Here is a 22,259-nt window from a genome sequence, read left to right as displayed (position 1 = left end):
CCGACCGGCCCGGCTTCTGCACCGCGGCCGAACCTGCCTGCGACGGACTCCGATGATGCGCCGACTCACTTTCCTGCTGCGTCCCAGTTGGGTGATCCTCGCGGTGCTGGTCGCCGCGTTCGCCTACCTGTGTTTCACGGTGCTCGCGCCGTGGCAGCTCGGCAAGAACACGAGCACCTCGCATCGCAACCAGTTGATCGCGGACTCGGTACGCGCGGATCCGGTCGACATCACCACCGTCCTCGCCGGGCCCAGCACGGACGACGCGCACACCGAATGGCGCAAGGTCACCGCCTCCGGCACCTACTTGCCGGACTCGACCATGCTGGTCCGGTTGCGCCACCTCGACGGCGCCCCTGGCTACTCCGTGCTCGGCGCGTTCCGGCTGGACGACGGGCGCCTCCTGCTCATCGATCGAGGGCTGGTGTCGGCGGTAGACGGCTCCCGCCCGCCGCAGATCCCCGACCCGCCCGCCGGACCCCAGCGTCTCGAGGCCCGCGTCCGGATGTCGGAAGGCGTGACGCCCGGCAAGGATCCGTCCGTCCAAGACGGCTACCGGCAGGTGTACTCGATCGACACCACCCAGGCAGCGGCGGTCCTGCAACAGCCGCTCACCCCCATCCCCACCGGCGAACGCGGCGGCTACCTCCAACTGGACAAGGACCAGCCCGGCGCCTTCACCCCCACTCCCCTCCCCCAACTCGACGCAGGCCCCTATCTCTCCTACGGGCTTCAATGGCTGGCCTTCGGCATCATGGCCCCCCTCGGCCTCGGCTATTTCGTCTACGCCGAAATCCGGGAGCGCCGGAAAGAAAAGTCCGGTGCCACAGCCCAACCCGCCGACCCGGTGACCACGATCGAACCCGTTGACGACCAGGCGGCCCAACCCGCTTCTGCCGCACCTACTCCGGCCGCCACCAAAACAACCGAAGCGCGCCTGGCCGACCGCTACGGCCGCGGCCGCGACTGACCCGCAAACCGCGCGCAGGCACCACAGCCGGTGGCACCAGCTCAGTCGCTAGAAGTCGAAGCTCCTTCGGGCACAACGGTTACGACACGCCGTCGGCCGTAGGTGCGCGGGATGGCTCCGACGAACCCTGTCACCCGATGCCTAGCGCCGGATAACCGACCAGAGGGCCGCGACCGCGAGCGATGCCCACTGCACCGACTTCGACATCCGAACGGCGCGATGGAGATCCGCGACTGTCGGTGCGGGGCCGTCGCCGAGGGTTGGGCGCAGTTCGGTGCCGTGGCGGTACCGGGTGCGACCGCCGAGGCGGACACCGAGGGCGCCTGCCATGGATGCTTCGACCACCCCGGCGTTGGGGCTCGGGTGTTTTGCGGCGTCGCGGCGCCACGCGCGCAGGGCGGTGGCGGGGCGGCCGCCGACTAGCGGGGCGAGCGCGACCGTGAGCAGGCCGGTCAGCCGGGCAGGCAGCAGGTTGGCCAGGTCGTCGATGCGGGCAGCGGCCCAGCCGAACTGGCGGTAGCGGTCGTTGCGGTAGCCGATCATGGCGTCGAGGGTGTTGATCGCGCGGTAGCCGAGCAGGCCGGGCACTCCCGCGATCGCACCCCATACCAGCGGCGCGACCGCCGCGTCGGAGGTGTTCTCGGCAATGGATTCCAGTGCGGCGCGGGCCAATCCGTCCGCGTCGAGCGCCTCGGGATCGCGCCCGCACAGCGAAGGCAACAGAGCCCGCGCACCGGTCAGGTCCCCGACCTCGAGCCGATCGGCCATCTCCCGACCCGCGCGCGCGAGGCTACGTCCGCCGAGCACCGTCCAGGTCGCCAACGCGGTCACCGGGATCCCACCCCGACGAACCCCGACACCGAGACCGATCGCCGCCCCCACCAACACCACCTCGTGCACCACCCCGGCGCTCCGCCGATCGGCATACGTCACCGTTTCGAGCGCCCCTGCCGCCGAACCGAATCCAGCCACCGGATGCCACCGCCGCGGATCCCCCACCACCCGATCGAGCACAAACCCCAGCACCAGCCCAGCCGCGGTCGAGGTCCCCTTCTGCACCCGCCGAGACTATCGACCGTCGTCGACTTCCAGTCCACTCACCCACCCATCGCCGCTCGGCGAACGGGACATCACGGTGCGTCCACCTGAGGTTTGGCTCAGCCATGTCCCTCTCGGCGTAGTGCGGAGCCCGGGCGGGTGGGGGGGAGATCTGTGGTCGGAGTTGGGCTCGGGGTGGCTCGGTTATGTGCGATCCGGCGGTCCAGTGACGAGAACCTCGCTGGTGGCGGGTGTGGAAGGCTGACTGGTTACGGCGTGTCACACTCTGAGGTCCTGCGTCGTCGACCTGGTGACGCACCCATGACTCGCGCCCCCGGTGGGGCGGAACGACCGAACGGCGAACAGCAGTGACATCGGAACAGCCTTCTACTTCTGAACCCCTCGACCAGGCCGAACTGGCTCGGCGGTTCGAGGAGCACCGGCCGTATCTGCGCAGGCTCGCCTACAGCACGCTGGGCAGCCTCACCGACGCGGACGACGTGGTGCAGGAGGCATGGCTGCGGCTGCAGCGCCAGCACGAGGCGGGGACCGCGGGCCAGATCGAGAACCTGCGCGCCTGGCTCAGCACGGTCACCGGACGCTTGGCGCTGGACCAGCTGGGTTCGGCGCGCGCCCGCCGTGAGCAGTATGTCGGCGAATGGCTGCCGGAGCCCGAGGTCACCAGCTGGGACGACCCCGCAGACCGGATCACCCAGGACGAGCGGGTCACCACCGCGCTGCTGGTGGTCCTCGAATCCTTGTCACCGGCCGAGCGCACCGCGTTCGTCCTCCAGGACGTGTTCGGCATGACCGGCCCGGAGGTCGCCGAGGTGGTCGGTCGCACCCCGGCGGCCGTGCGGCAGCTCGCCTCGCGCGCCCGCAAGCGCGTCGAAGACGGCACGCCCCGCTTCCCCGCCTCGCCGGACGAGCAGGAGAAGGTCGTCTCCGCCTTCGCGGTCGCTTGGCGCTCCGGCGATCTCAGCGCACTGCTCGGCGTGCTCGACGCCAATGTCAGCCTGACCGCCGACGGTGGCGGCAAGGTCCCCGCGATCCGGCAGCCGGTGCACGGCGCGGAGCTCATCGCGAAGATGCTGCTCGGCTGGTACCACGCACCGTCCGCCGCGGGCGCGTGGGGCCGCGCGGTGCTGGTCAACGGCGCCCCCGGCCTCGTCGTCTTCGACGGCAACCACACCGGCGTCTTCTCCTTCACCATCGATGACGGCCGCATCGTCGCCATCAACGTGGTCCGCAACCCCGACAAGTTGCACGACCTCCCCACCACCGGCGAACCCGACTGGTACCTCGGCGAGGGCCGCACCGACAACTGACCCCGCCTGTCGTCGCAGCCGGAAGCCTTGGCGGACTCGCAGCGCGGATGTCAGCCTGCGAGTCCGACCGGCTTGGGATTCGTGTATCCGTGTGCCGCAGCGACTTCCGGCGACAGCAGTCTGCCTGCGTCTGCGGTGAGGCCGTGGGCGAGGTCGGGGTCGGTGGCGCAGGCTTCTTTCCAGCCGTGGGCGGCGATGGCGCGAACGTACGGCAGCGTGGCGTTCGTGAGGGCGATGGTCGAGGTGTGCGGGACCGCGCCCGGCATGTTCGCGACGCAGTAGAACAGCGAATTATGTACGCGGAACGTGGGGTTCGCGTGGGTGGTCGGGTGGGAACCGGCGAAGCAGCCGCCTTGGTCGATGGCGATGTCGACGAGCACCGAGCCGGGGCGCATCTTGGCGACGAGGTCGTCGGAGACGAGCTTCGGGGCGCGGGCGCCGGGCACCAGGACCGAACCGATGACGAGATCGGCGTTCGAGACGGCGCGCTGGACCTCGGCGGCGTTCGAGGCGACGGTGGCGATCCGGCCGGCGAACCGGGCGTCCAACTCGCGCAGGCGGTGCAAGTTGGTGTCCAGGACGGTGACCCGCGCACCCATGCCCGAAGCGACCGCGGCCGCATTGGACCCGGCGACACCGCCGCCGAGCACCACCACGTCGGCCGGTGGCACTCCCGGCACGCCACCGAGCAGCATGCCCGCACCGCCCAGCGGCGCCATCAGATGGTAGGCGCCGACCTGCGCGCCGAGCTTGCCCGCGACCTCACTCATCGGGGCGAGCAACGGCAGCGAGCCATCGGCGGCGCGGACGGTCTCGTAAGCGATGGCGGTGATCCCGGAACCCAGGATGGCGTCGGTGCATTCGCGGGACGCGGCCAGATGCAGGTAGGTGAAGAGCACCTGCCCGCGCCGCAGCCGCGGATACTCCTCGGCAATCGGTTCCTTCACCTTCAAAACCAGCTCGGCCTCCCGCCAGACCTGGTCGACGCCGGGCACCAGGCGCGCCCCCGCGGCGGCGTAGTCGGCGTCCGCGAACGCCGACCCGACGCCCGCGCCTGCCTCGATCAGCACCTCGTGTCCCTGCGCGACCAACTCCCGGGCACCCGCCGGAGTGAGCGCCACCCGGAACTCTTGCTCCTTGACCTCGCGTGGAACTCCGATCCTCATAACGCCATCGTGGACCCCGCGTGGGGCTCCCGCCACGAACGACGCGCGGGTGTCACACGCTGATCACGAGACCGCCGCCGGACGGGCCGTTTCTACGCAAGTTGATCAGCACGCCGTCGGCGGTCGAGACAATCGGCGCTGTTCGAAGCTCATTCCGACGGGGCGGAGCGGCTGGGCCGAATGCCGCAGACGGTCACTGGCACGCCTACGGCATCGACACCGGCCGTCACACAGTGATCTCTTTGCCCAGCGGCGGAATCCGCAACTGGTGCGCACGCCCCGCATACTCGAATACCCGCCCAAGATGATCCAGAGTCTCGCTGAAGTGCGCCCATCCTTCGCCGTGCACCGGCACGATCACCGCGTCGCCGAGTATCTCGGCCGCCTGCACCGCGGTGCGGGCGTTGAGCGTGACGTCCGCGTCGCCGAACAGGCCGATGTTCGCGGCCCCGACGAACAGCACGGCGATGTCGATTCGACCCATCCGCTCGACAATCCGCGCGACCAGATCGACGGACGCGTTGTCACCGGAGACGTACACCGTCGGCTGCCCATCGGCCTGCAGTACGAATCCGGTGACGATCCCGGTGATCGGTTCGCAGCCTTCCGGCCCGTGCAGCGCGGGTACGGCGGTGATCCGGATCCCGTCCAACGTCACGGTCTCCCAATTGTCCAGTCCCCGAACACCCTTGATCCGCTCCGCGGCGCCCGGCGTGGACAGCACGGTCGGCACCGTCTTCAGGAATTCGCGCCCGGAGTTGTCGAGGTTGTCCGCGTGCTCGTCGTGCGAGAGCAACACGACGTCCACCGGACCGACCTGTTCCACGGACACCGCGGGACCGCTGAGCTTGTGCAGCGTCGCCCGACCCGGGTAGTCGCCGGGCTCGTCGAAGGTGGGGTCGGTCAGGAAGGTGCGGCCCGCGTACCGGAGGCGCAGCGTGGGCCCGCCGATGTGCAGGGCTTCGAGCTGGGTGGTGCGTTCGATCGTTTCGGTCATGCGGTTGATCTTGTCAACGTCTCAGCAGGCTCAACAGTGGCCCGCGAGCCGCCTACCGCTAAGATCGGGCCATGCGTACCGTGGCCGTTCTCGCCTATGACGGCATCAGCCCGTTCCACCTGTCCGTGCCCAGCCTCGTCTTCGGCCGGGTCGGCATCGGCGGCTCCGGGCCGTACCAGGTGGACGTGTGCGCCGAGCGGCCCGGAAGCCTGCGCACCCCAGCGGGTTTCGATATCGACGTGCGGCACGGACTCGACCGGCTGGTGCGCGCGGACACCGTCGTGGTCCCGAGCTGGGAACACGACATGCCACTGTCCGACGACTTGCGCGCCGCCCTGCATCAGGCACACGCCGCGGGCGCCCGAATCGTCGGCCTCTGCCTCGGCTCATGGGCGGTGGCGGCCAGTGGGTTGGCCGACGGTCGCGAGGTGATCACCCACTGGGCGGGTGCCGCCCGCCTGGCCCGCGCCTTTCCCGCGGTCCGGGTGCGCGCCGACACCCTCTGGTCGGACCTAGGCGACGTGGTCACCTCCGCGGGCGTCGCCGCCGCCCTCGACTGCTGCCTGCACCTGGTGCGCAACGACCTCGGCAGCCGCGCCGCCACCGAACTGGCCAGGGAACTGGTGACAGCTCCGCACCGCAGCGGCTCGCAAGCCCAGTACATTCCGATCGCCGTCCCCGAGGCCGCCGACGACGACCCCATCGAACGCGCGATGGTCTGGGCTCGAACACATCTCGGCGATCCGATCGATCTGGACAGCTGGGCCCGAGTGGCCCTGATGTCCCGGCGCACCTTCACCCGCCGCTTCCGCGACCGCACCGGAAACAGCCCCCAGCAGTGGCTGCTACACCAGCGCACCGACCGCGCCCGACTGCTCCTGGAAACCACCGACGACACCATGGACCGCATCGCCGCCGAAACCGGCTTCGGCACCGCCGTCAGCCTCCGCCACCACTTCCACCGCATCCTCGGCACCACCCCCGCCGCCCACCGCGCCCTCTTCACTCCCACCCGCCATGATCAACGGGACATGACGGCGGCAACGGCCGAGTAGCGCCGCCACCACGTCCCGTTGATCATGAAGGTGGTGGACCGGCGGTCCGGTTCGGGGTGGGGGCGGCTACGTTTCCAGTTATGAGGATTCAGATCGGGGAGTTCGTTCCGGAGATCGATGAGGGCGCGTGGGTCGCGCCCAACGCGACGGTGATCGGGCGGGTGCGGCTCGCGGCCGACGTCAGTGTTTGGTACGGCGCGGTGATCCGCGGGGATCTCGAGGAGATCAGCGTCGGCGAACGGACCAACATCCAAGACGGCTGTGTGCTGCATGCCGATCCCGGGTTCCCGCTGACTGTCGGCAGCGGAGTTTCGGTGGGGCACAACGCGATCCTGCACGGCTGCACGGTCGGCGACGATGTGCTGGTCGGCATGGGCGCCACCGTGCTCAACGGTGCGGTGATCGGCGCCGGTTCGCTGATCGCGGCCAATGCGCTGATTCCGGAGGGCGCGCAGATTCCGCCGGGATCGCTCGTCGCCGGGGTGCCGGGTAAAGTTCGCCGCGAGCTCAGCGAGGCCGAACAGGACGGCATCAGACTGAATGGGGCTGTGTACCTGCACAACACGGCCAATCATCGGTCCGCCAAAGAGGTGTGAGACAGCGCACACTGATCAAGCGTCCAGTAGGAATCGCTGATAACATTTTCCCAGCGTGCCCGGTGACCCGGGGTCTCCTGCCGAAACGGTAGTCGTGCGGCTTGTAGCGCAGTGGTGAACCCACCCGGGTCGGTGGGAACGTGAGCGTGCAGGCAGGAGGTATCACGATGGTGGCGTACGTGCAGTCGAGTATGCACCGGCCGATGGGGCGGATCAGCGTGGCCGATATCGCGGCCCAGCCGGGCGGCATCGAGGCATTACAGCGGCGAGTCCACGAATTGCGTTCCAGCGGTGTCGACTTCGCCGCGAACGCGATCGAGCGGGAAATGGCCGCGCTGGACTTACCCAGGCAGTGAGCGCGAGCCACGGTCACCGCGTCACGAGACCGCGGTGACCGTGGCCAGCCCCGCCGTGGTGTGCTGATCCAACGCCATCAGCGCGGCCCGCACATGCACGAGCTGCCATCCACCATCCAGTCGGCGCAGCCGCACCTTCCCCTCGGTCCGATGGCGCGCCAGCTCCCGTGACATGGCCTGCGCGGCCGCCAGATCGTCCGGATGAATCTGCGGCGCGGGCTGGCCGGGCAGATCCGCCCAGGCAATGCCCGGCATGGGCGGACCGATCCAGCGAATCAGTTGCAACGAACGCAGATTCACGATCGCGCGATACTCCCCCGGCGCGGTGGCCGCCTCCAGCAGCTGGTACTCCAGAATCATCGGCGGCGGCGCGGCCGGTACCGCCGTCGCGGCACCGATGTCCTGAGTCACCCCGCGGAACAACACCTCCCTGCGCCCGGTGACATCGAACTCGATACTGATCCGGCAGGCGAAATGCCCCGCGCGCAAGGCATTGTCGTCGCGCCGGATGGTCCACACCGCCTGATGTTCGGTGCCCGGGGCCGAGTTCACGATCTTCGCCAACGCCTCGCTCTCGTCCCGATTGGTGACCAGCCGAGTGAACGCCCCCGCGATGGCCAACTCCGCCTCCCGGTCCTCGGGCGCTACGCCGTACAGGTCGAGCAGGTCGACACTGCGCACCGACCGATTGGTCGAGAGGTTGAAGTACCACGCGCCCACCGGATCTCGCGGTGGCAACGGCTCCTGTACCGGCCCGACCCACAATCGCACGGCGTGCGCCCGCTCCGGCGAGATCAGCAGCGGTTCGGCGCGCACGGTGCGCCGCCCGTCCGCGGACACGTGCGCGACCAGAGCACGGGTCCGGCATGCCTGAGCGAGGGCCGCCTCCGCATCCGCCAGCGAGAGCGGGTTACGCAGAATGTTGCGCAGCGGCACGAAGGATTTCGGCGCGGCGCCGAATGCGATCACCCGGCCCGGCACACCCGAGAAGCACTCGACCAGAATCCATTTCGCCATCAGCCGCACCCCGCCGATCGCACCCGACCGGGCGCTGCCATGAGAAGCGTTCGACCAGTTGCCATTTCGTCACCCGTTCCGGACCGAGCAGCCCGCGCGGAGCCGCGCGGTCAGGAACGAAATACCATGTCCAGCACCCGTTCGTGATAAGAGCCGGCGAGCCTTGTGACCAGATCCACAAGCAGGGCGTCCAGTCCGACGAGCACCTTCGCCTCACCCCGCGCCGCCCCACGCAGGATCGTCCTGGCCGCCGCGGCCGGGCTGGTCCGCGCGACCTGCCCTTCGAAGCGTCGCGCGACCGCCGCCGCGTCGATGCCCGGCGCGACACTCGCCGAACGCGCGATGGAGGTGAGCACCCCGCCCGGATACACCCCGGTCACCCGGACCTTGCCGCCCGCCGCACGCATATCCTGACGCAGCGAGTCGGTGAATCCGCGCACGGCGAACTTCGCCGCGTTGTACGGCGCGTGCTGCGCCACGCCGACCAAGCCGAACGCCGAGGACATGTTCACCACATGCGCCCGCTCGGCGGCCAGCAGATACGGCAGAAAAGCCTTGGTGCCGTTGACGACTCCCCAGAAATCCACGTCCATCACGTGCTCGAAATCGCTGAACGGCGACTCCGCCACCCCGCCGACGTGCAGAATCCCGGCATTGTTGAACAGCGCCTCGACCCGCCCGTACCGCGCGACGGTCGCCGCGGCATGGGCGAGCACCGCCGCCCGGTCGGTGACGTCGAGCCTGGTCAGCGTGGGTACGGCGCCCACCGCCGCGCAGAGTTCCCCGGTTTCGGCGAGGGTGTCCGCCGACTTGTCCGACAGCGCCAGCGCGGCGCCGTCACGGGCCAGCGCCAGCGCCAGCTCGCGGCCGATCCCGGCGCCCGCACCCGTGATCGCCACCACCCGGTTCGCGAAATAGGCCATGGCCCAACCCCTTTCCACCTCCACCGACATCCATATCGGACATCCAAGAAGGCTAGCCAGGCCAAGCTGGACACGTGACCTATACGCCATTCCGGCCATCCTCGACCGCGCCGCCGCACGCCGGTGAAATAATGAAGGTCCATCACCCGCACCGTCGCGACCCCATCCCGCACGCCCGGCGTTCGCGCGAATCGACTGGAGACCAGATGCCAACTGTCCCGCCCATGTTGCAGCGCATCCTGGACAAGCCCGTCGCCGATGGCGAGAAGCTACTGGAAAGCGCGCTCTCGGCCTTCCTGGACTTCGGCATCAAACGGACCAGCATGGGCGAGATCGCCCGCCGGGCCGGCATCAGCCCCGCCACCCTGTACCGCCGCTTCGAATCGAAGAACGACCTGGTCGAGGCGGTGAGCGTGCGGGAGGCGCAGCGCTTCGTCGCGATGATCGACAAGCAGGTGCAGGCCGTCTCCGGCTCCGAGGATCAGCTGGTGGAGATCTTCGTCGCGTTCATCACCGCGATCGCGAACAACGAGCTGCTGCGCCGCCTGCTGCGCACCGAACCGGACCTGATCCTGCCCCGGCTGACCACCGAGGCGGGCCCCATCCTCGCCGTCGGCCGCGGCTACCTGGCGGAGAAGCTGCGCGAACTACGGGACACCGAGAACACGCACGACTTCGACGCCGACCTGGTCGCCGAGATCATGGCCCGGCTCGCGCTCTCGCTGGCGCTCACCCCCGACGGGCTCATCCCGGTGGCCGACCGGGACGCCGCCCGTGAGTTCGCCCGCCGGACCCTGCTGCCCATGGTCGGCGTGCACGTGCGCGCCTGACGGCACCCCGAACGCCGCGGCCACCCGCTCGTCCAGGTCGGCTCGCGCCGTCTTGTCCAAGGTCCGGCCGTCGACGAACTCGCGCGCCAGCTCGACGACGGCCGCCGAGCGGGCCGATCCCGGATCCGGCAGCGGCAACCGCGATACGTACTGAGTGATCCACCGCCGCCGGCCCGAGTACAGCCGGTTACCGCACACGGCGTCGTAGAATTGCAGGCCGAGCGCCGAATTCGCCACGCCCATCAGCAGATACGCGAGTCGTTCCGCATCGGCGGGCGCCTCGGCCAGGTCGGGCAGCGAGATCCAGTAGCAGTCGCCGTTCACCACCGCACCGGACCGATCGAGCGCGAACCTGGGGCGTTCACTGATATCCGGAAACACCAGCTTCGGCTCGCACCACAGGTGCGGACGCTGCGGCACCCAGATCTCGAACCACTCGCGACCGCTCGCGCCGAGGTAGTGGCGGGCGGCCAGCGTGTCCTTGTGGGAACGCAAGTATTCAGCGGCGCATGGGAATTCGGCCAGATCGATCGGCGTGCGGTTCGGCCGGGTGCGGTCGTACGGGTACAGGACGCGGGTGTCGTGTGATCGGGCGATGCGCCACGGTTCGAGGTCGTGGTGGGTGATGAGATCGAGCAGCAGTTCCGGCTCGGGAACGGGGTCGACCTCGGACCACCGGTCGGAGATGAACACCCGATCGGCAGTTGTCTTGATACCCACCCGGATTCGGGCAACCTCCCCGAAGGTCCGCCAGGTCGCCGCGGCGACCCCGGCGAGCCAGGCGTCGACACCCGCATTCGACATGCGCCATGCCGCCTCCGACTCCGATGTTCGCCGCAATACTGTTCGGGTAGGCATGGACTGCGGTTCGCTCGGGTGTCGCGGCACGGCGGAAGACCCGTTTCCGCCCTGTTGCAGCACACTCTCGGTCAGGTCGCCCGAGCCCTGCCAGCCACTCCCTATCCATTCCCCGAGCGACGCTGCCCCGGCGTCCGAAAACATCTGCGCACCTGCGACTTCTGCGTGACCGGTCACCAACGTGCCCACCGCCACCGCGAAAGTCCGCCCGTTATGCGCGACGAGGCAACCGTCCTCTCCGGTCAGCGCCTCGAAAAGACCTGTCTCCTGCGCTCTTTCGTCACCCTCGGTCTCATACGCCGAGACGTAACGGCATCCGCCACCACCCGCGCCACGGGTCGCGATGGTGATCGCGGGCAATACCGCCGCCTCGAACAGCTTCGTATCCCCCAGGTCGTACAGCTCGACCGGCGTCAGCTCGGCGAGCAGCAATCGCCGAATGTTCGCGCCCGCCTTGGTAGTCAGAAATCGATTGGCGCACAACAACCCCAGCACACCATCCGCGCACAGCAGCCGGGGCAGCGTCGCAACGAACGGATGCGTCAGATCGATCCGCCCGCGCAACCCGAACTGCTTGCTGAGCAGTTGCGCGGTGACCCCACCCAATTGCTGGGTCCGCACATACGGCGGATTCGTGATCACCGCGTCGAACGAGCCCGCCCCGAGCTCCGCCGACACCGTGAGAAAGTCGCCGACGTGCCAGTCGACGCCGATCCCTTCAGGGCGCGCCCGCGCCACCGCGAGGGCCGTCGCGTCCAGGTCGTACCCCGTCAGCTCTACCCGGATCCCCGGCAGCCGACGCGCAACCTCGTCCCGCAACGCGAACAGCAGCTCCCCGTCACCGCAGGCCGGATCGAGCACCCGCAGCACCCCCGCTTCCGGTCGCGGCACATGCGCGAGCAGCCGCCCGGCCAGGAAGCGCGCGAGCACCGGCGGCGTGTAGTGCCTGCCGTGCCGCTTGCGATCCCGCGCGGCGGGGGCTTCGGAAGCCATGCGTGGGATTCTGCCTTGTCACAGCGCCGTATTCCCGGCAATGCGAGCACTCGACTCGGCCACCCGCCCTGCGACTACGCAGACCCCGGGTCTCGGGCCGTTTCGCGCCGCGTCTTCCGATGCTAGCGTTCAGTCTCGTAATGGAACTGAATTGAGGAGCGGGCATGCCGGTGGCCGACGTGGATACAGCGCAGCACACACTGTTGGCTCGGCTGCTCGACGAGCGCTGGACCTGTCGGCAGTTCCTGGCCGACCCGGTCCCGCGGGGGACCATCGAAGCGCTGCTGCGACTGGCCCAGCGCAGCGCCTCCTGGTGCAACACCCAGCCGTGGCAGCTCGTGGTGACCGAGGGTGCGGGCACCGACCGGTTCCGCGAAGAATTGTTGGCCCACATCCAAACCGCAACCCCGGAGCCGGATTTCGCGTTCCCCGCGCAGTACACCGGGGTGTTCCGGGATCGTCGTCGCGAGTGCGGCACGCGTCTGTACGAGAGCGTCGGGATCAGCAAAGGCGATCACGAAAAGACTATGCGGCAGGCCGTGCGCAATTTCGAGCTGTTCGACGCACCCCACGTGGCGATCGTGACGACGGAGGCCGACCTGGGCTTCTACGGTGGCGTCGACTGCGGCCTCTATATCGGCAACTTCCTGCTCGGCGCGCAGAGCCTCGGGCTCGGCGCGTCGCCGCAGGCCGCGCTCGCCTCGTATGCGCCGTTCGTGCGCGCCTACTTCGGCATCCCCGAGCACCGCCGGGTGGTCGCCGGAATCTCCTTCGGTTACCCGGACACCGAGCATCCGGTCAACGGGTTCCGCACCTCGCGCGCGAACCTGGATCAGGTCGCGACCTGGTTCACCGACTGAGCCGATTCAACCGGCTCGAGCAGGCCGGGCCCGGCTTCAGGGAGCACGTCGCGTGCGGTCAATTCGCTTCCGCAGCCGTCACATTCGAGCTTCGCGTGCGCTTCACCCGAACACCCTTGATGGGCGTAACGCACGGGCGGCCCGGCGGGTGCCATATAGGTATCGCCCCAGTCCCGGATGGCCATGAGGATCGGATAGATGTCGTGGCCCTTCTGCGTGAGCCGGTACTCCTCGTGCGCGCCGACCGCGGCCTTCTTCTTCACCAGAATGCCGTGTTCGATCAGCCGGTCGAGCCGGTCCTGTAGACGGCTGCGAGAGATGCCGAGCGCACTCTGGAAGCCGTTGAAGCGGCGGATACCGGAGAACGCGAACTTCAGGATCAGCAGGGTCCAGCGGTCGCCGAAGATCACGAGCGGGCGCGTGATCGAACACGGCACGTCGGCAAGTTCTTCGTAGCGCACCTGTCGATGCTACCGAGCCGGTCCTCGATTCCGGCCGAGCACGGCGGCTCACCCCGTGCTCGGATACGGGAAGTCTTGCCCATTGTTTCGGTCTTCGGATCAGAGCGGAATGTTCTTCAGGTGGCTGGCCCGTGACGGTGCGGCGGCCAGCGCGGCGGCAATGGTGCTGCGCGTCTTCGCCGGGTCGATCACCTGATCCACCACGCCGATCGCGATGGCCCGCTCGACTCCGCCCGCGATGCGCTCGTGCTCGGCGGTCAGGCGCTCGTGCAGGGCTTCCCGTTCATCGTCGGGGGCGGCTGCCAATGCCTTCTTGTGCAGGATGCCGACGGCGGCCTTGGCACCCATCACCGCGACCTCCGACCCGGGCCACGCGTAGACCGCGGTCGCGCCCAGCGAGCGGGCGTTCATCGCGATGTAGGCGCCACCGTAGATCTTGCGGGTGACCAGGGTGACGCGCGGTACCCGTGCCTCGGCGAACGCGTGCAGCAGCTTGGCGCCACGACGCACCACGCCTTCCCACTCCATGCTGACGCCGGGCAGGTAACCCGGCACGTCGGTGAGCACGATCAGCGGGATACCGAACGAGTTGCACAGCCGCACGAAACGCGCTGCCTTCTCGGCACTTTCGGAGTTCAAGCAGCCGCCGAGCCGGATCGGATTGTTGGCGAGCACACCGACGGTGCGGCCACCGAGCCGGCCGAGACCGGTGACGATGCTGCGCGCGTAACCGCCCTGCAACTCCTCGAAGGAGCTTTCCCCATCGACGTTGTCGAGCAGCTCGTGAATGATCGGCTTCACGTCGTAGGCGCGCTTGGCCGACTCCGGCAGCATCGCCTTCAGGTCGACGTCGCCGTGCTCGGCCGCCACCAGATCGAACTCGCCTTGCTCGGCGAACATCGACACCAGCCGACGTGCGCGATGCATGGCGTCCGACTCGTCCTCGGCGACGATGTGGGTGACGCCGGACTTCTTGCCGTGCGTCACCGGTCCGCCCAGGGTGGCCATGTCGACCTGCTCGCCGGTCACGCTGCGCACCACATCGGGGCCGGTGACGAAGATCCGTCCCTCGGGCGCCATGATCACGATGTCGGTCAGTGCCGGACCGTAGGCGGCGCCACCGGCGGCGAAGCCGACGACCACGGAAATCTGCGGTACCAGGCCGGACGCGCGGACCATGGCCTCGAAGACCAGGCCGACCGCGTGCAGCGCCTCGACGCCCTCGGCCAGCCGAGCGCCGCCGGAATGCCAGATGCCGACGACCGGAATGCCGGAGTCGATGGCGGTGTCGATCGCGTCGACGATGTGCTTGCAACCCTCGACACCCATCGCGCCGCCCATGACGGTGGCGTCGGAGCAGTAGGCCACGGTGCGGACACCGTCGACCTCGCCGATGGCGGCGAGCACACCGGACTTGTTGCGCGGGTGAAGTGGAAGAACGGTGCCGGGATCGAAGAAACGCTGTAGTCGACCGAGTGGATCACGCGGATCGATCGCCGTCTCTGGTGGCAACGCGGGAGCCATAGTTGTCATCGCGCTTTCTCCTCACCTCGATGAGTACGCCGCAACGCGGCTGCGAATGTCGAACCGGCGGACATCGAGCCAAGAGCCCGATGCCCGCCGGGGATCGTTGTGCAGTCGATCACCAGTCTGTGCGGTCAAGCCCGGAGGCGGCAGCTTGCGTAACCACGGAGGGCTCCGCACAGACTGAAATAGTTACAGCGGCTATGCCCGACCGAAGGCGAGCGCGACATTGTGCCCACCGAAACCGAAGGAGTTGTTGATCGCGTACTCGATCTCCTGACGACGCGCCTCGCCGTGCACCACGTCGAGGTCGATCGCCGGGTCCTGGTTCTCCAGGTTCAGCGTGGGCGGGACGATGCCGTCCCGGATGCTGAGCACCGTGAGTACCGACTCGAGCGCGCCGACGGCGCCGATCGAGTGTCCGAGCGCGGACTTCGGGGCATAGACCGAGGCGTGGTTGCCCACGGCCAAGGTGATCGCGTTCGCCTCGGCGGTGTCACCGATCGGCGTCGCGGTCGCGTGCGCGTTGACGTGGGTGATGTCCTTCGCGGTCAGACCCGCGGTCTGCATCGCCCGCTTCATCGCGCGTGCGGCACCCACCCCATCCGGGGCGGGAGCAACGAGGTGGAAGCCGTCCGAGGTGATACCGGCACCCATCAGGCGAGCGTGGATGGTGGCCCCACGAGCCTTGGCGTGCTCCTCGGTCTCCACGACCATCAGAGCGCCCGCCTCACCGAAGACGAAACCGTCGCGATCCTTGTCGAACGGACGCGAGGCACCCTTCGGATCGTCGTTGCGGGTACTCATGGCACGCATCATGCTGAACGCCGCGATCGGCACCGAGTCGATGTAACCCTCGACGCCACCGGTGACGACGATGTCCGCATCGCCCATGACGATCATCCGCCACGCGTTGGCGATGGCCTCGGAGCCGGACGAGCATGCCGAGACCGGAGTGACCACTCCTGCCCTGGCCTTCAGTTCGAGGCCGACAACGGCCGACGGACCGTTCGGCATGACCATCTGCACTGCCAACGGCGAAATCTTGCGATAGCCACCGTTCTTCAGCTTGTCGACCGAGTCGATGAGGGCGTCGCCGCCACCCAACCCGGTGCCGATGGCCACACCCAGCCGCTCCGGGTCGACCTCCGGGCTGCCCGCGTTACGCCAGACTTCGCGACCGAGCACGGTCGCGAGCTGCTCGACGTACGCCATGCGCCGGCACTCGACTCGGGTGAGCAGGGTCTCGGGCCGAACCTTCAGGTGACCGCCGATGCGGACCGGAAGGTCGTATTCCTCGACGAAGGAATCCTCGAGAACGTCGATACCGCTCTCGCCGTTGAGGAGTCCCTTCCACGTCGCATCGACGTCACCAGCGATCGACGTGGTCGCCGCCAGGCTAGTGACGACGACGTTGGGGAAATTCCCGTTCAAGGTGGAAGGAGTGGTCACAGTGTCGGCCCTACTCGGCGTTGTCGAACTTGGCCTTGAGCTCCGCGGCGGCTTCGCTGTTCTCCGCCTCGAGCTTCTGGATGTAGGCGACCGCGTCGCCGACCGTCTTCAGACTGGCCAGATCCTCGTCCGGGATCTTCACGCCGTACTTGTCCTCGGTCTGCACCGCGATCTCGACCATGGACAGCGAGTCGATGTCCAGGTCATCGACGAAGGACTTCTCGATCGTCACCTCGGAGGGTTCGATACCCGTCACCTCTTCGATGATCTTGCCGAGTTCCTCGACGATTTGTTCCTGGGTCAGAGCGGCCACTTCGTGGCTCCCTTCTTATTCTTTGTAGGGCTCGTACTGTTTTCGGATCGAGACGGCCGAGGGTTACGTCCGTCTTGATCACAGCCGTGCATATCGATGCATGGCCGCGGGGGAAAGCTAGCCGGAGATGCTGAGCCCGGCCAACGCGGGGATGTCTTCCGGGGTCTTCAGGGCCAGCGTTCGAGTGCCCTTCATCTCCCGTTTCGCCATGTTGACGAGGGTGCCGGCGGGCGGCAACTCCGCCACCATGGAAACCTCTGCCTGCCTGACAGTTTCGGTGCACAGGTCCCAGCGGACGGGCCGGGTGACCTGCGCGGCGAGCTTGTTGACCGCGTCGCGTCCCGAGGTGACCGGCTTGCCGTCGAAGTTCGACAGCAGCGTCCGGGTCGGGTCTTTCGGCACGATCTGCGCTATGGCTTCGGTCACAGCGTCCTGTGCCGGGGCCATGAACTCGGTGTGGAAGGCACCCGCGACGGGCAGCGCGCGAACCCTTGCCTTCTCCGGCGGGTTCGCGGCGAGTTCCGCCAGCGCGTCCAACCGACCCGCGGCCACGATCTGGCCCGCCGCGTTGCGGTTGGCCGGAACGAGGTCGAGTTCCGCGAGCCGTGCGAGCACGGTGGCCTCATCGCCACCGAGCACCGCGGACATGCCGGTCGGTTCCAACGCGCACGCCTTGGCCATCTCCGCTCCGCGGATGGCGGCCAACAACACTGCCTCGTCCGGAGAGATCACTCCGGCGACCGCGGCAGCGGCGAGTTCACCGACCGAGTGCCCGGCGACGATGGTAGCGGTCGGAAGTGAATCCGTGGGGATTTCCGCATGGGCGAGCAACGCGGCGGCCACCACGAGTGGCTGGGTCACCGCAGTGTCGGTGATTTCCTCAGCCGTCGCGGTGGTACCGAGACGAACCAGATCCAGGCCGGAGGCCATGGACCAGAGAGTGAGCCGATCGGTCGCGCCGGGGAGATCGAGCCAAGGCGCGAGCATGCCGGGAGTCTGGGACCCCTGTCCAGGGGCGAACAAAGCGATCACACCCCTAAGAGAACACTGTGAAGTGGCTCGCGGGAGATGTCGACGCGAATGAAGCTTGCCTCCGCGTTTTGTGGGAGTCCCACAAAAGGCCACGTGGGCCGTCCGGATCGAACGACCCACGGATTCCGTTACAGACCCTCGTTGCCCAATGCGAAGTGAGTGGCCTCTGGGGTAGGTGTTGACGGTTCGTTACGGGTTCGTGTCAAACGACCTACTGTGGCGGCGATCCGGAGCACATACGCGTCCCTCGGATTCATCGGATCACGACCCGTGATTTCGGCAATCCGTTTGAGGCGGTAGCGAACGGTATTTGGATGGACGTACAACTGGCGCGCACACGTCTCGACAGCGCCACCGCAATCCAGATAGGCCTCGAGTGTGTCCGCCAGTGACGATCCCGCCGAGGCCAACGGAAGGACAAGATACTCGTTCAACGCGTCGATCGCAGCTCGATCGCCGAGCAATGCGCGTTCCGGCAGCAATTCGGTCGCATGCACCGGGCGTGGCGCGCCGCGCCAGCCCACCACGGCCTCCATTCCCGCCAGCGCCTCGACCGCGCTGGCGTGCGCGGCGCCGAGCGTGCGGGTGGTCGGGCCGATCACCACGGGCCCGTCGGAGAAGACCTCGGCCAGCAGATCCGCCAGGAACGGAGATATATAGGAGGAGTCGCCGAGATGGCCGCTGACCACCATCACCAGCCGGGTGCCCTGCACCACGGCCAGCGCGGCCCGGCCGTGCCTGGCGGCGATGGCGTGCACCGACCCCACCGACGACACCCCCTGCTCGCCGGGCGGGGTGCCGACCAGCACGGTCGCCGGCGCGGTGGCATCCCAGTTCAGTGTGGCGGCCCGGGACAGCATGTCCGGGCCGGTGTCGCCGCGCACCACGGCGTCGACGACGAGCGCTTCCAGGCGGGTGTCCCACGCGCCGCGCGATTCGGCGGCGCTGGCGTACACCGAGGCGGCGGCGAACCCGAGCTCACGCCCGTACCGCAACACCGCCTCGGTGAGCGCGACCAGCTGCCGGTCGTTGCGCGCGAGCGCGGGCAGCCACTGTTCGAAGAACTCCATGGCCACCCGGACCATGTCCACGGTCTGGCGCAGCGTCAGCCGCCGCGCCAGATCCTGCGGAATCACCTGGAACGCATCGAGGCTGAACCGGATGTCGCTGTCCGGGTCCTGTAGCCATTCCAGGAAGTTCACCACCGCGGTCTGCACCAGCATCTGGACACCGGCGCGTTGCGCGGCGTCCAGATCGGCGAAGAACGGCAACCGATCCTGCATCGACCCGACCGCCTCCGTCGAGAGGCGTCCAGAGAACTGCTTCACGCGTTTGAGCAGCGTGTCCGGGAGTGGGTCGCGGGTTTGCCGGTTCGGGGAGAGCGCGCCCGTCGGCAGATACACCTCGTGCTCGGAAGAGCCCTCGGAGATCCGTCGCGGCCGCGGCGGTTTACGGTCCACCATCCAATCGTCCGCTACTCGCCGTCCCCATCGGAACTCGACGCGTTCTTCGGCGCGGCGTCGACGTCATCGATGCGGTACTTGTTCGCGGCCTCGATCACCTTGGCAGTGTCGATCTTTCCGGCCTTGGCGAGCCCGGACAGCGCTGCCACCACGATCGATTGCGCGTCGACATTGAAAACGCGCCGGGCGGCGGCCCTGGTGTCGGAGAAGCCGAAGCCGTCCGTGCCGAGGGTGATGAAGTCGCCGGGTACCCACTTGCGCACCTGATCCGGCACCGCGCGCATCCAGTCCGTCGCGGCGACGTACGGGCCATCGACCCGCGACAGCGCCTCGGTGACGTACGGGGTGCCGTGATCCTCGTCCGGGAAACGCAGCGCGGCGATTTCCTTGTTCAGCGCCTCCTTGCGGAGCTCACCCCACGAGGTCACCGACCAGACGTCGGCCTGCACGCCCCAGTCCTCGGCCAGCAGCGCCTGCGCGCGCAGGCCGTCCGGCACGGTGACGCCGGAGACCAGGATCTGCGCCCGCACATCGCCTTCGCCACCGGGCTTGTACAGGTAGATGCCCTTGAGCAGACCGGCGATGTCGACATCTTCCGGCTCGGCGGGCTGCTGGTACGGCTCGTTGTAGAGGGTGATGTAGTAGAAAACGTCCTCGCCGCCGAAGCCGCCGTCCGCCTTGCGGGTGTCGGTCCCGGGCAGCGCGTACGGTCCCGGTTCCGGGGTGCCGCCGCCGTACATCCGACGCAGGCCGTCCCGCACGATGTGCGCGATCTCGAAGGCGAACGCCGGGTCGTAGGTGACCACGGCCGGGTTGGTGGCGGCGAGCAGCAGCGAGTGGCCGTCGTTGTGCTGCAGACCCTCACCGGTCAGCGTGGTTCGCCCGGCGGTTGCTCCGAGCACGAAGCCGCGGGCGAGTTGGTCCGCCGCCGCCCATAGTCCGTCGCCGGTGCGCTGGAAGCCGAACATCGAGTAAAAGATGTACAGCGGGATCATCGGCTCGCCGTGGGTGGCGTACGAGGTGCCCGCCGCGGTGAACGAGGCGGTCGATCCGGCCTCGTTGATGCCCTCGTGCAGGATCTGCCCGACGGTGCTCTCTTTGTAGGCAAGCATCAACTCGGCGTCGACCGATGTGTACAACTGGCCGTTCCGGTTGTAGATCTTCAACGAAGGGAACCACGAGTCCATACCGAAGGTACGGGCCTCGTCGGGGATGATCGGCACGATCCGCTTGCCGATCTCCTTGTCCCGCAGCAGCTCCTTCATCAACCGGACCAGCGCCATGGTGGTGGCCACGTTCTGCTTGCCCGAACCCTTGCGCACCGACTTGTACGCCTCGTCGCCGGGAAGTTGCAGCGGCTTTGCCGTGGTGCGCCGTTCGGGGAGGAACCCGCCGAGCGCCCGGCGGCGATCCAGCATGTACTGGATCTCGCGCGACTCCATGCCCGGGTGGTAGTACGGGGGCAGGTACGGATCCTTCTCCAACTCCGCGTCGCTGATCGGAATCCGCTGCAGGTCACGGAAGTCCTTGAGGTCCTGCAGGGTCAGCTTCTTCATCTGGTGCGTGGCGTTGCGGCCCTCGAAGTGCTTGCCGAGGGTGTAGCCCTTGATGGTCTTGGCCAGGATCACCGTCGGCTGACCCTTGTGCGCCATCGCGGCCGCGTAGGCGGCGTACACCTTGCGGTAGTCGTGACCGCCGCGCTTGAGGTTCCAGATGTCCTGGTCGGACAGGTCCTGCACGAGCGCCTTGGTGCGCGGGTCGCGCCCGAAGAAGTGGTCACGGACGTAAGCGCCGTCGTTGGCCTTGTAGGTCTGGTAGTCGCCGTCGGCCGTGGTGTTCATCAGGTTCACCAGCGCGCCATCGCGATCGGCGCCGAGCAGCGCGTCCCACTCGCGACCCCAGATCACCTTGATGACGTTCCAACCCGCGCCGCGGAAGAACGACTCCAACTCCTGGATGATCTTGCCGTTGCCGCGCACCGGGCCGTCCAGCCGCTGCAAGTTGCAGTTGACCACGAACGTCAGGTTGTCCAGGCCCTCGAGCGCCGCGACGTGCGCGAGACCGCGCGACTCCGGCTCGTCCATCTCACCGTCGCCGAGGAACGCCCACACATGCTGATCGGAGGTGTCCTTGATGCCGCGATCGTGCAGGTAGTGGTTGAACCGCGCCTGGTAGATGGCGTTCATCGGGCCCAGGCCCATGGAGACGGTGGGGTATTCCCAGAAGTCCGACATCAGCCGCGGGTGCGGGTACGACGGCACACCGTGGCCGGGGCCGCCGTGGCTGTATTCCTGCCGGAAGCCGTCGAGCCGGTCGGTGCTGAGCCTGCCCTCCAGGAACGCGCGCGCGTAGATGCCCGGCGAGGCGTGCCCCTGGATGAAGATCGAATCGCCGCCGCCGGAGTGGTCCTTGCCGCGGAAGAAGTGGTTGAAGCCGACCTCGTACAGCGCCGCCGAGGACGCGTAGGTCGAAATATGGCCGCCGACACCGATTCCCGGGCGCTGCGCGCGATGCACCATGATCGCGGCGTTCCACCGGATCCAGGCGCGGAAGCGCCGCTCCACCTCCTCGTCGCCGGGGAACCACGGCTCGTTTTCGGTGGGGATGGTGTTGACGTAATCGGTGGACGTCAAGGCGGGGATGGCGACACGGCGTTCACCGGCCCGCTCCAACAGACGGAGCATGAGGTAACGCGCTCGGCCGGGGCCTTCACGGTCGAGCATTTCATCGAACGACTCGAGCCATTCGCTGGTTTCCTCCGGGTCGATGTCCGGTAGGTAGGACGCCACCCCTTCGCGGATAACCCGCACGCGCTCGGTCGGCTGGGCCGGCGATCCGTTCGGATCGCGGCCTGCGGCGGGATCGGATCCAGCGGGTTGCGCTGGAGCGGAAGAGTGGATCAGGTCGGTCAAATCTGCTCCTCGTACAGGGGTGGACATGCGGATGGCGTCGGTATCCCCGAGTAGTAGCGCGTGGGTTTGCGTACCACCCGTTTTACGAAAGGTTCGGGCGCACCCTCCATCCTTG

General features: G+C 68.1%; 19 protein-coding genes and 1 pseudogene. 7 read left to right on the top strand and 13 right to left on the bottom strand.

Going from position 1 to position 22,259, the window contains the following annotated elements; translation table 11 throughout:
* The first annotated feature begins 55 nt into the window (after nt 1-55).
* Nucleotides 56-970 carry an SURF1 family protein gene (locus ACFK0J_RS11190; protein ID WP_378742757.1) on the top strand — a complete coding sequence of 305 codons (915 nt, stop codon included), beginning with the start codon at nt 56-58 and terminating at the stop codon, nt 968-970.
* 141 nt (nt 971-1,111) lie between these two features.
* On the opposite strand, the gene ACFK0J_RS11185 is transcribed toward ACFK0J_RS11190, so the two are convergent.
* On the bottom strand, nt 1,112-2,029 hold the full coding sequence (locus ACFK0J_RS11185) for a cobalamin biosynthesis protein (RefSeq protein WP_378739107.1): 918 nt from the start codon (nt 2,027-2,029) through the stop codon (nt 1,112-1,114).
* Between the two features lie 347 nt (nt 2,030-2,376).
* Here ACFK0J_RS11185 and sigJ point away from each other — a divergent pair, with 347 nt between their 5' ends.
* Nucleotides 2,377-3,336, top strand: coding sequence for an RNA polymerase sigma factor SigJ (gene sigJ, locus ACFK0J_RS11180; RefSeq protein ID WP_378739105.1), 960 nt, complete (start codon nt 2,377-2,379; stop codon nt 3,334-3,336).
* A gap of 50 nt (nt 3,337-3,386) precedes the next feature.
* Here sigJ and ald read toward each other — a convergent pair whose 3' ends face one another.
* Nucleotides 3,387-4,502, bottom strand: coding sequence for an alanine dehydrogenase (ald, locus tag ACFK0J_RS11175; RefSeq protein WP_378739102.1), 1,116 nt, complete (start codon nt 4,500-4,502; stop codon nt 3,387-3,389).
* A 226-nt stretch (nt 4,503-4,728) separates the two neighbouring features.
* Nucleotides 4,729-5,499 carry an MBL fold metallo-hydrolase gene (locus ACFK0J_RS11170; protein ID WP_378739099.1) on the bottom strand — a complete coding sequence of 257 codons (771 nt, stop codon included), beginning with the start codon at nt 5,497-5,499 and terminating at the stop codon, nt 4,729-4,731.
* 71 nt (nt 5,500-5,570) lie between these two features.
* Here ACFK0J_RS11170 and ACFK0J_RS11165 point away from each other — a divergent pair, with 71 nt between their 5' ends.
* From ACFK0J_RS11165 to ACFK0J_RS11155, 3 genes are all read left to right on the top strand, one after another.
* Nucleotides 5,571-6,554 carry a GlxA family transcriptional regulator gene (locus ACFK0J_RS11165; protein ID WP_378739096.1) on the top strand — a complete coding sequence of 328 codons (984 nt, stop codon included), beginning with the start codon at nt 5,571-5,573 and terminating at the stop codon, nt 6,552-6,554.
* A gap of 80 nt (nt 6,555-6,634) precedes the next feature.
* Nucleotides 6,635-7,150 carry a gamma carbonic anhydrase family protein gene (locus ACFK0J_RS11160; protein WP_378739094.1) on the top strand — a complete coding sequence of 172 codons (516 nt, stop codon included), beginning with the start codon at nt 6,635-6,637 and terminating at the stop codon, nt 7,148-7,150.
* A gap of 140 nt (nt 7,151-7,290) precedes the next feature.
* Nucleotides 7,291-7,506 carry a hypothetical protein gene (locus ACFK0J_RS11155; RefSeq protein WP_378739091.1) on the top strand — a complete coding sequence of 72 codons (216 nt, stop codon included), beginning with the start codon at nt 7,291-7,293 and terminating at the stop codon, nt 7,504-7,506.
* A 21-nt stretch (nt 7,507-7,527) separates the two neighbouring features.
* Here the strand turns inward: ACFK0J_RS11155 and ACFK0J_RS11150 are convergent, their stop codons facing one another.
* Together ACFK0J_RS11150 and ACFK0J_RS11145 are read right to left on the bottom strand one after the other, a co-directional pair.
* Nucleotides 7,528-8,523, bottom strand: a complete 996-nt coding sequence (locus ACFK0J_RS11150; RefSeq protein WP_378739089.1) for a GAF domain-containing protein — start codon at nt 8,521-8,523, stop codon at nt 7,528-7,530.
* 110 nt (nt 8,524-8,633) lie between these two features.
* Entirely contained in the window at nt 8,634-9,446 is an 813-nt protein-coding gene (locus tag ACFK0J_RS11145; RefSeq protein WP_378739086.1) for an SDR family NAD(P)-dependent oxidoreductase, read from the bottom strand.
* 131 nt (nt 9,447-9,577) lie between these two features.
* Here ACFK0J_RS11145 and ACFK0J_RS11140 point away from each other — a divergent pair.
* Nucleotides 9,578-10,168 (top strand): annotated as a pseudogene (locus tag ACFK0J_RS11140) (TetR/AcrR family transcriptional regulator); the annotation flags it as partial.
* On the opposite strand, the gene ACFK0J_RS11135 reads toward ACFK0J_RS11140, so the two are convergent.
* The gene (locus ACFK0J_RS11135; protein WP_378739083.1) at nt 10,094-12,127 is read right to left on the bottom strand and encodes an Eco57I restriction-modification methylase domain-containing protein; all 2,034 of its coding nucleotides are present in this window, start codon (nt 12,125-12,127) and stop codon (nt 10,094-10,096) included. The pseudogene ACFK0J_RS11140 and the gene ACFK0J_RS11135 overlap by 75 nt on opposite strands.
* 164 nt (nt 12,128-12,291) lie before the next feature.
* On the opposite strand from ACFK0J_RS11135, the gene ACFK0J_RS11130 reads away from it, so the two are divergent.
* On the top strand, nt 12,292-12,987 hold the full coding sequence (locus ACFK0J_RS11130) for a nitroreductase (protein ID WP_378739080.1): 696 nt from the start codon (nt 12,292-12,294) through the stop codon (nt 12,985-12,987).
* Here ACFK0J_RS11130 and ACFK0J_RS11125 read toward each other — a convergent pair.
* The 7 genes from ACFK0J_RS11125 to aceE form a co-directional block, all read right to left on the bottom strand.
* Nucleotides 12,960-13,448, bottom strand: coding sequence for a winged helix-turn-helix transcriptional regulator (locus tag ACFK0J_RS11125; protein ID WP_378739078.1), 489 nt, complete (start codon nt 13,446-13,448; stop codon nt 12,960-12,962). The genes ACFK0J_RS11130 and ACFK0J_RS11125 overlap by 28 nt on opposite strands.
* 99 nt (nt 13,449-13,547) lie before the next feature.
* A complete protein-coding gene (locus ACFK0J_RS11120; protein ID WP_378739076.1) occupies nt 13,548-14,981 on the bottom strand; it encodes an acyl-CoA carboxylase subunit beta in 1,434 nt (477 codons plus the stop codon).
* A gap of 192 nt (nt 14,982-15,173) precedes the next feature.
* A complete protein-coding gene (locus ACFK0J_RS11115) occupies nt 15,174-16,424 on the bottom strand; it encodes a KasA/KasB family beta-ketoacyl-ACP synthase (RefSeq protein ID WP_218475619.1) in 1,251 nt (416 codons plus the stop codon).
* Nucleotides 16,425-16,434: 10 nt separating this feature from the next.
* Nucleotides 16,435-16,737, bottom strand: a complete 303-nt coding sequence (gene acpM / locus ACFK0J_RS11110; protein ID WP_218475618.1) for a meromycolate extension acyl carrier protein AcpM — start codon at nt 16,735-16,737, stop codon at nt 16,435-16,437.
* Nucleotides 16,738-16,854: 117 nt separating this feature from the next.
* Nucleotides 16,855-17,769, bottom strand: a complete 915-nt coding sequence (locus ACFK0J_RS11105) for an ACP S-malonyltransferase (protein WP_218475616.1) — start codon at nt 17,767-17,769, stop codon at nt 16,855-16,857.
* Nucleotides 17,770-17,897: 128 nt separating this feature from the next.
* Nucleotides 17,898-19,232: a PucR family transcriptional regulator gene (locus tag ACFK0J_RS11100; RefSeq protein ID WP_378739074.1), complete on the bottom strand. Its 1,335-nt coding sequence runs from the start codon at nt 19,230-19,232 to the stop codon at nt 17,898-17,900.
* Between the two features lie 11 nt (nt 19,233-19,243).
* Complete coding sequence (aceE, locus tag ACFK0J_RS11095; protein ID WP_378739073.1) at nt 19,244-22,144, bottom strand: pyruvate dehydrogenase (acetyl-transferring), homodimeric type; 2,901 nt, start codon at nt 22,142-22,144, stop codon at nt 19,244-19,246.
* Between the last annotated feature and the right edge of the window lie 115 nt (nt 22,145-22,259).

The organism is Nocardia brasiliensis (genome assembly GCF_042691675.1).
Taxonomy (GTDB): domain Bacteria; phylum Actinomycetota; class Actinomycetes; order Mycobacteriales; family Mycobacteriaceae; genus Nocardia; species Nocardia brasiliensis_D.
This window is presented reverse-complemented; position numbering and strand designations above follow the sequence as displayed.

What these genes read in the sequence shown, in the direction of transcription:
- ACFK0J_RS11100 (WP_378739074.1), bottom strand. Translation starts at nt 19,232, where the DNA reads ATGGTGGACCGTAAACCGCCGCGGCCGCGACGGATCTCCGAGGGCTCT.
- ACFK0J_RS11170 (WP_378739099.1), bottom strand. Translation starts at nt 5,499, where the DNA reads ATGACCGAAACGATCGAACGCACCACCCAGCTCGAAGCCCTGCACATC.
- ACFK0J_RS11165 (WP_378739096.1), top strand. Translation starts at nt 5,571, where the DNA reads ATGCGTACCGTGGCCGTTCTCGCCTATGACGGCATCAGCCCGTTCCAC.
- ACFK0J_RS11135 (WP_378739083.1), bottom strand. Translation starts at nt 12,127, where the DNA reads ATGGCTTCCGAAGCCCCCGCCGCGCGGGATCGCAAGCGGCACGGCAGG.
- ACFK0J_RS11160 (WP_378739094.1), top strand. Translation starts at nt 6,635, where the DNA reads ATGAGGATTCAGATCGGGGAGTTCGTTCCGGAGATCGATGAGGGCGCG.
- ACFK0J_RS11190 (WP_378742757.1), top strand. Translation starts at nt 56, where the DNA reads ATGCGCCGACTCACTTTCCTGCTGCGTCCCAGTTGGGTGATCCTCGCG.
- ACFK0J_RS11130 (WP_378739080.1), top strand. Translation starts at nt 12,292, where the DNA reads ATGCCGGTGGCCGACGTGGATACAGCGCAGCACACACTGTTGGCTCGG.
- ACFK0J_RS11120 (WP_378739076.1), bottom strand. Translation starts at nt 14,981, where the DNA reads ATGACAACTATGGCTCCCGCGTTGCCACCAGAGACGGCGATCGATCCG.
- ald (WP_378739102.1), bottom strand. Translation starts at nt 4,502, where the DNA reads ATGAGGATCGGAGTTCCACGCGAGGTCAAGGAGCAAGAGTTCCGGGTG.
- ACFK0J_RS11145 (WP_378739086.1), bottom strand. Translation starts at nt 9,446, where the DNA reads ATGGCCTATTTCGCGAACCGGGTGGTGGCGATCACGGGTGCGGGCGCC.
- ACFK0J_RS11150 (WP_378739089.1), bottom strand. Translation starts at nt 8,523, where the DNA reads ATGGCGAAATGGATTCTGGTCGAGTGCTTCTCGGGTGTGCCGGGCCGG.